The organism is Streptomyces sp. NPDC059649, assembly GCF_042734445.1.
Taxonomy (GTDB): domain Bacteria; phylum Actinomycetota; class Actinomycetes; order Streptomycetales; family Streptomycetaceae; genus Streptomyces.
Map to the genome: position 1 here is coordinate 20176 of NZ_JBHWDV010000075.1, position 6826 is coordinate 27001.

Below are 6826 nucleotides of genomic sequence, written 5' to 3' on the forward strand. Positions count from 1 at the left end.
GTTGAAATCTCCACCGGGTCCGCTCCGGCTGCGCGCCTGCCCGTCTTTATGCGGCGCAAACACATCGGTGTTCCAGATCACATCGCGGCGACGATTGGGGCATACGGCATCATGCGGGGTGTGACTCGACGCCTGATGCTCCTCGACACCGCCTCGCTGTACTTCCGCGCCTATTTCGGGGTACCGGAATCGGTCAGGGCCCCGGACGGCACGCCGGTGAACGCGGTGCGCGGTCTGCTGGACTTCATCGCCCGTCTCGTCCAGGACCACCACCCGGACGACCTGGCCGCCTGTATGGACTTCGACTGGCGCCCCCAGTGGCGGGTCGACCTGATCCCCTCCTACAAGGCGCACCGGGTCGCCGAGGAAGCCCCGCCCGGCTCCGCCGAGCCCGACGAGGAGCAGGTACCCGACACCCTCTCCCCCCAGGTCCCGGTCATCGAGGAGGTGTTGGACGCGCTCGGCATCGCCCGGATCGGCGCGGCCGGCTACGAGGCCGACGACATCATCGGCACGCTCGCGGCGCGGGCGCCGGGCCCGGTGGACATCGTCACCGGCGACCGGGACCTCTACCAGCTCGTCGACGACCGGCGCGGTATCCGCGTCCTGTACCCCGTCAAGGGCGTCGGCACCCTCCAGGTCGTCGACGAGGCGTGGCTGCGCGAGAAGTACGGCGTGGACGGCCCGGGTTACGCGGATCTGGCGCTGCTGCGCGGCGACCCCAGCGACGGTCTGCCCGGCGTCCCGGGGATCGGCGAGAAGACCGCGGCCAAGCTGCTGGCCTCCTACGGCGATCTCGCGGGGATCATGGCCGCCGCGGAGGACCCCGCCTCGAAGGCGACGCCGGCGCAGCGCGCCCGTCTGTTGGAGGCCCGGCCGTACGTCGCGGTCGCCCCGAAGGTGATCAAGGTGGCCACCGACGTGCCCGTCCCGGACGCGGACCTCGCCCTGCCGGTCGAGCCGGCCGACCCCGAGCGCCTGGAGGCGCTGGCCACGCGGTGGGGCCTGGGCGGCGCCCTGCAGCGGCTGCTCGTCACGCTCCGCCGGTGAACTACTGTTAGGTTAGGTATACCTAACCACGGCGGGTCCGGTTCCTCCGGGCCCGCCGGCCACCACCGCGCAGGGGAGAATGCCGTGGCTGCAGCTGCAACAGAGCGTCCGTCCCGCAAGAAGCCCACACTGCACCGCGCCCGGGTGCGGCGCACCGAGCGGCTCACCCCGCACATGGTCCGGGTGGTGCTGGGCGGCGAGGGACTGGCGGAGTTCGCCGCGGGCGAGTACTCCGACCACTACGTCAAACTGGTCTTCCCGCTCCCCGGCGTGCACTACCCGGAGCCGTTCGACATCGCGCGGATCCGCGCCGAGTTCCCGCGGGACCGCTGGCCCCGGACCCGTACGTACACCGTCCGCGCCTGGGACCCGGACAGCCGCGAGATGACCGTGGACTTCGTGGTGCACGGCGACGAGGGCCTGGCCGGGCCCTGGGCGGCGGCCGCGCGACCCGGCGACGAGATCTTCCTGCTCGGCCCCGGTGGCGCCTACGCCCCGGACCCCGCCGCCGACTGGCACCTCCTGGCCGGCGACGAGAGCGCGCTGCCGGCCATCGCCGCGTCCCTGGCACGGATCCCGGCGGGCGCCCCGGTGCATGCGTTCATCGAGGTCGCCGGGCCCGAGGAACGCCAGGAGCTGACCGCTCCGGCCGGTGCGCGGATCACCTGGATCCACCGCGGCGACGCCCCGGTCGGCCGTCAACTGGTCGATGCCGTACGGAACTTGGCGTTCCCGGCCGGCCGGGTCCAGGCCTTCGTGCACGGTGAGGCGGGCTTCGTGAAGGAGCTGCGCCGACTGCTCCGCGTGGAGCACCAGGTCCCGCGCGAGGACCTGTCCATCTCCGGCTACTGGCGCACCGGCCACGACGAGGACGGCTGGCAGGCCTCCAAGCGCGACTGGAACCAGCAGGTCGAGACGGAGCAGGAGGCCAGCCCCACGGCCGCCTCCTGACGACACGTCAGGAATGCCGCGGGGGAACGCCTCGGTTCCCCTCCCTCGGCGGGCCCGCACCCGGACACCCCGGGACCGCGACACGCCCCACGGGCCCGCCGGCCACCCTCAGTACGCCTCGCGTGCCCTCAGTACGCCTCGCCGTCCTCGTACCTGCGCGCCGAGGCGTCCACATGCGCCAGCCGGCGCATCGCGCTCAGCACCGCGTCCCCGACCACGGTCCCCACCACCACGCTCTCCACCAGGCGGTCGACCTCCGCATTGCGGCCCACCCACGCCAGATCGGCGTCAGCCACCCGCTCGCAGGCGTCGGCGTAGACGTCGAGGTGCTCCTCGAAATCGCGGTGCCCGAGGCCCTGGAAGGTGGCCAGCGCGACCGCCAGCGCCTCGACGGACGGGTTCTCCGGGGCGACCCGCCAGCCGCGCCGGCGGAGCAGCGCGTCGACCGTGCGCCGCGCCTCCTCGATGTCGTCGGGCGCGGCGGCCTGCGGCGGGGCGATCGCCACCTGTGCCGCGCCGAGGACCTTGTGCACCGGCTCCTCCGGTGAGTCGACGGCGGCCAGCACCTCGCGTACGGCCGCGACGGAGAGCCCGCCGACGTCCATCAGCCCCCGGATCAGCCGCAGCCTGCGGACGTGACCGTCGTCGTAACGGGCCTGGTTGGGGCTGGTCAGCCGGCCCGCGGGCAGCAGCCCCTCGCGGACGTAGTACTTGATGGTCGGCACCGCGACCCCGGTCGCACGACTCAACTCCCCGATGCGCATCCGCACCCGCCGCCCTTTCCCGCGCCGGGGTCCGCCCCGCCGCCCTGTTCCCGGGTCCCCGCCCACCCGGCCTTGCCAATTCCGCCCCCATCATAGATAGTCCAGCTATCAGATAGCGGTAAGCGCCACTATCCATTCTGTCGCTGCCCCGCATCCACCTGCCCGCGCCATCCCTGGGGGACCCATGTCCAGATACCGTTCACTGCTCGCCTTCTCCTGGGCGATGGCCGCGCTCGCGGTCGTCGCCGCGGCCGGCCTGATCGTCGACGACCGGGTCGTGCTCGGGGCGCCGGTCTGGTTCAAGCCGTTCAAGTTCGCGGTGTCGTTCGCCGCGTACGGGCTGACGCTGGCCTGGATGCTCTCCCAGCGGCCCGCGCCCGGCCGGCTGGGCGACCGGGCGGCCCATGTGGTCGTGGTGTCCGGGCTGATCGAAATGGCCATCATCACCGGCCAGGCCGTGCGCGGCCGGCGCAGCCACTTCAACATCGAAACCCCGCTGGACCAGGGCCTGTTCATCGTCATGGGGCTCACCATCGTGGCCCTGTGGACCGCCACCCTCGTCATCGCGGTGCTGCTCTTCCGGGCCCGGCTCGGCGACCCGGCCACCACCTGGGCGATCCGCCTCGGCGTACTGATCGCGCTGGCCGGACTGGCGCTCGGCGGGCTGATGCTGATGCCCACCCCGGAGCAGCAGGCCGACGGGCTGCGCACCGCCGTCGGCGCGCACAGCGTCGGCATCCCCGACGGCGGGCCGGCCATGCCGGTGACCGGCTGGAACACCGCCGGCGGCGATCTGCGCATCCCGCACTTCGTCGGCATGCACGCCCTCCAGGTACTGCCGCTGTTCCTCTACGGGATCGAGGCACTGGCCGGCCGGGTCGCCCGGCTGCGGGACCCGCGGGTGCGGCTGCGGCTGGTCCTGGTCGCGGCCGGTTCCCTCACCGGGCTGCTGGCCCTGGTGACCTGGCAGGCCCTGCGCGGCCAGGCCCTGGTCCACCCGGACGCGGCCACCCTCACCGCGCTCGCGGTCGTCGCCGCGGCCACCGCCCTCGCCACGTACGCGTCCCTGCGCCGCCGCCCTGCCGCCGCGCCCGCCGCCACCCTCGCCACGGAGACCCCGGCATGACCGACCACAGCACCCTGTTCGACCTGGCCTTCCTCCTCGCCGCGCCCTTCTGGGCACTGCTGATCCTGGCCCCCGGCCGGCGCTGGACCGACCGGATCGCCGCCTCGCCGCTGCCCATGGTCCCGGTCCTGGTGGTCTACCTCGCCCTGGCCGTCCCGGTGTTCCCCCAGCTCTGGGCGGCCGTCAGCCACCCCGACCTGGCCGGCTTCCAGGACCTGCTCCGCCTCGGCGGCGGGGCCGGCGCGATCTGGGCCCAGGTGATCGCCTGGGACCTGTTCCTCGGCCAGTGGATGTACCGCGAGGCCCGCGCCCTCCACCTCCACCCCCTCCTGATGGGCCCCCTGCTCCTCCTGACCGTCCTCCTCTCCCCGATCGGCGTCCTGCTCTTCCTCGCGATACGGGCAGCGACGGTACGGCGGAGGGAGGGGGGCGGGGCGGAGGACCGGGGCCGCACGACAGGGTGAGGGAGGTTCGCGGACGGTGACGGAGCCCCGGGCCGGCGCAGAGGGCACGCCGAGCCCGGGGCCCGGCCCCTGACGCCTGGAGCTGACCCGGTCCCCTGCCGTCCGCTCAGGCGAAGCTCCCCGAATCGGCACCCAGTTGATGCCCCACCGCGGCGAGGGGCCGCATCCTCTTCCCGCGATTCCCCCACGCGGTCGGCCACCCCCCTTGCCCAGCAGCACGACGAGTCGCGACGACACAGCGGCGCCGAGACCCCGGCTGCTGCGCCACGCGGAAAGCGTTCACTCATGCGCGCCGTCCGCTTCGCCCGTTACGGCCGTACGGCGACGATGGAGGCCGCCCGGCGGCTGGCCGCGCTGACGCATGGGGACCCGGCGGCCTGGGAGGGGACCGCCGTCCTCCACGAGCTGGTCCGGGTCGCCCTGGACGGCGGTGATCCGACGGCCGCCGTGCCGGAGGCGCTCGACGCCGTCGACCCGGCCCACCGCGACCGCTGGGCCGTCGTCCTCGCACCCGGCTGGCACCCCGGTCTCGCCACCGAGTTCAACGGCGCGGTCTGGCCGTGCCTGGGCTCCGCGCTCTGGGCGTTGCGCAGCACCGGCTCGTACGAGGAAGCGGTGGGCGCCGCGATCGACCTCGGCGGGGACACCGACACCGTCGCCGCGGTCACCGGCGCGCTCGCCGGTGCCGCGCACGGCACCGCCGCCCTCCCGGACCGCTGGCTCCGCCCCCTGCACGTCCCCCTGCCCGGCTTCGGCGACACCGTGCTGTACGCGGATGAACTGGCCGCATTGGCAAGGGAGTTGGCGTCGGCCGGCGAGTAGGGGCCAGCGGCGGAAGGCGTCGCTGCACGGCGCGGGACGCCTTCTCCCCTTCCGGGGCGGTGCGCCCGGCTTTACGATCTCGCCGCACCTCGACACGGAGGGGTACGACGGCTTCGACTGGATCTACGTCGCCGGGCCGGCGGACGGAACACCGTCCGCGAGGCGGCTCCCGCGGTGCAGCAGGCGCCCCCAACCCCCCGGCGCCGCACGCCATTTGGTTGACGGTGCATGTATCCGTCTGTTCCACTGACCCCATGCGTCCTCTCACGCGGCTGGTCACCCGCGACCACATCGACTTCGGTCGGGTGTGGTCCGCTTCCTGTTGCCGCTGACTTCTCCGAGGCGCGGACCTTTCCTCCGCGATTCCCGGCGCACCGCGCGCCCGACCTACGAGAAGACGAGGCCTACCCATGCCTGTCGAGTTCCTCGGCATCGCCGCGACCAACGACGGTTCCGAAGTCACCCCCCGCTCCGGTGCGTCCTTCGACAAGGACTACACCCTCAAGCTGGCCCGCGCCCACGAGCAGTACGGCTGGGACCGGGTGCTGTTCGCCTACGGTTCCGGCTCCCCCGACCCCTCCCCGGCCGCCGCCTATGTCGCCGCCCGTACCGACACCCTGCAGATCCTGGTGGCGCACCGCCCCAACGTCTCGTACCCGACCTTCGCCGCGAAGACCTTCGCCACCCTCGACCGGATCAGCGACGGCCGGCTCGCGGTGCACTTCATCACCGGCGGCAACGACCACGAGCAGCGGCGCGAGGGCGACACCCTGACCAAGGACGAGCGCTACGACCGCACCCGGGAATACCTCCGCATCGTCAAGAAGGTCTGGACCACCCACGAGCCCTTCGACCACGAGGGCACCCACTACCGCTTCCACGACTTCGTCTCCGACACCTTCCCCGTCCAACAGCCGCATCCGCCGGTGTCGTTCGGGGGTTCCTCGCCGGCGGCGTACGCGGCGGGTGGTGGCGAGGCGGACGTCTACTGCCTGTGGGGCGAGCCGCTGGCGCAGACCGCCGAGCAGATCGCCTCGGTGAAGGCCGCGGCGCGGGCGGCCGGCCGCAGCGACGTCCCCCGGATCCAGGTCGCCTTCCGGCCGATCATCGCACCCACCGAGGAACTGGCCTGGGAGAAGGCGCACCGCACCCTGGACCGGATCAAGGCGCGCAAGGCCGGCGGCGCGCTCAGCCGCCGCCATCCGCCGACCCACCCGCAGAACGCCGGTTCCCAGCGGCTGCTGGCGGTGGCGGCCGAGGGCGAACGGCACGACCGGGCGCTGTGGACGCCGACCGCGGCGGAGACCGGCGGCGCGGGGAACTCCACCGCCCTGGTCGGTACGCCGGAGACCGTCGCCCAGGCCCTGCTCGACTACTACGACCTGGGTGTGGACATCCTCTCCGCGCGCGGCTACGACCTGCTCGACGACGCCATCGACTTCGGCCGGTACGTCATCCCGCTGGTGCGCGCGGAGGTCGCCAAGCGCGATGCGGAGCGGGCGGCGACGGGCGCACCGCAGGCGTCGTAACCGCGACGGACCGCACCACGGCGACGGCGCCGCGTCCCCCTCGGCGGGGGCCGGGCCATGGGCGCCGACCGCGGCGGCCAGATGGGTCTCGAAGGAGCCGAGGCCGAGTTCGCCGTGCAC

The 6826-nt window shown here is 73.5% G+C and carries 6 protein-coding genes and 1 pseudogene; 6 read left to right on the forward strand and 1 reads right to left on the reverse strand.

What is annotated here, in order from left to right:
• The first annotated feature begins 135 nt into the window (after positions 1-135).
• A complete protein-coding gene (locus ACFV1J_RS37410) occupies positions 136-1050 on the forward strand; it encodes a 5'-3' exonuclease H3TH domain-containing protein (protein ID WP_385865923.1) in 915 nt (304 codons plus the stop codon).
• Between the two features lie 84 nt (positions 1051-1134).
• On the forward strand, positions 1135-2001 hold the full coding sequence (locus ACFV1J_RS37415) for a siderophore-interacting protein (RefSeq protein ID WP_385865914.1): 867 nt from the start codon (positions 1135-1137) through the stop codon (positions 1999-2001).
• A gap of 128 nt (positions 2002-2129) precedes the next feature.
• Here ACFV1J_RS37415 and ACFV1J_RS37420 read toward each other — a convergent pair whose 3' ends face one another.
• Positions 2130-2765 (reverse strand): MerR family transcriptional regulator, encoded by a 636-nt coding sequence (locus ACFV1J_RS37420; protein ID WP_385865925.1) that lies wholly within the window; start codon positions 2763-2765, stop codon positions 2130-2132.
• Positions 2766-2988: 223 nt separating this feature from the next.
• Here ACFV1J_RS37420 and ACFV1J_RS37425 point away from each other — a divergent pair, with 223 nt between their 5' ends.
• From ACFV1J_RS37425 to ACFV1J_RS37440, 4 genes and pseudogenes are all read left to right on the forward strand, one after another.
• Positions 2989-3891: a hypothetical protein gene (locus ACFV1J_RS37425; protein WP_385865927.1), complete on the forward strand. Its 903-nt coding sequence runs from the start codon at positions 2989-2991 to the stop codon at positions 3889-3891.
• On the forward strand, positions 3888-4355 hold the full coding sequence (locus tag ACFV1J_RS37430) for an ABA4-like family protein (RefSeq protein ID WP_385865916.1): 468 nt from the start codon (positions 3888-3890) through the stop codon (positions 4353-4355). The genes ACFV1J_RS37425 and ACFV1J_RS37430 overlap by 4 nt, the downstream gene beginning before the upstream one ends.
• Positions 4356-4625: 270 nt before the next feature.
• Positions 4626-5177 (forward strand): annotated as a pseudogene (locus tag ACFV1J_RS37435) (ADP-ribosylglycohydrolase family protein); the annotation flags it as partial.
• Positions 5178-5587: 410 nt separating this feature from the next.
• The gene (locus ACFV1J_RS37440) at positions 5588-6706 is read left to right on the forward strand and encodes an LLM class flavin-dependent oxidoreductase (RefSeq protein WP_385865918.1); all 1119 of its coding nucleotides are present in this window, start codon (positions 5588-5590) and stop codon (positions 6704-6706) included.
• Positions 6707-6826 lie beyond the last annotated feature (120 nt).

What these genes read in the sequence shown, in the direction of transcription:
- ACFV1J_RS37410 (WP_385865923.1), top strand. Translation starts at nt 136, where the DNA reads ATGCTCCTCGACACCGCCTCGCTGTACTTCCGCGCCTATTTCGGGGTA.
- ACFV1J_RS37420 (WP_385865925.1), bottom strand. Translation starts at nt 2,765, where the DNA reads ATGCGCATCGGGGAGTTGAGTCGTGCGACCGGGGTCGCGGTGCCGACC.
- ACFV1J_RS37425 (WP_385865927.1), top strand. Translation starts at nt 2,989, where the DNA reads ATGGCCGCGCTCGCGGTCGTCGCCGCGGCCGGCCTGATCGTCGACGAC.
- ACFV1J_RS37430 (WP_385865916.1), top strand. Translation starts at nt 3,888, where the DNA reads ATGACCGACCACAGCACCCTGTTCGACCTGGCCTTCCTCCTCGCCGCG.
- ACFV1J_RS37440 (WP_385865918.1), top strand. Translation starts at nt 5,588, where the DNA reads ATGCCTGTCGAGTTCCTCGGCATCGCCGCGACCAACGACGGTTCCGAA.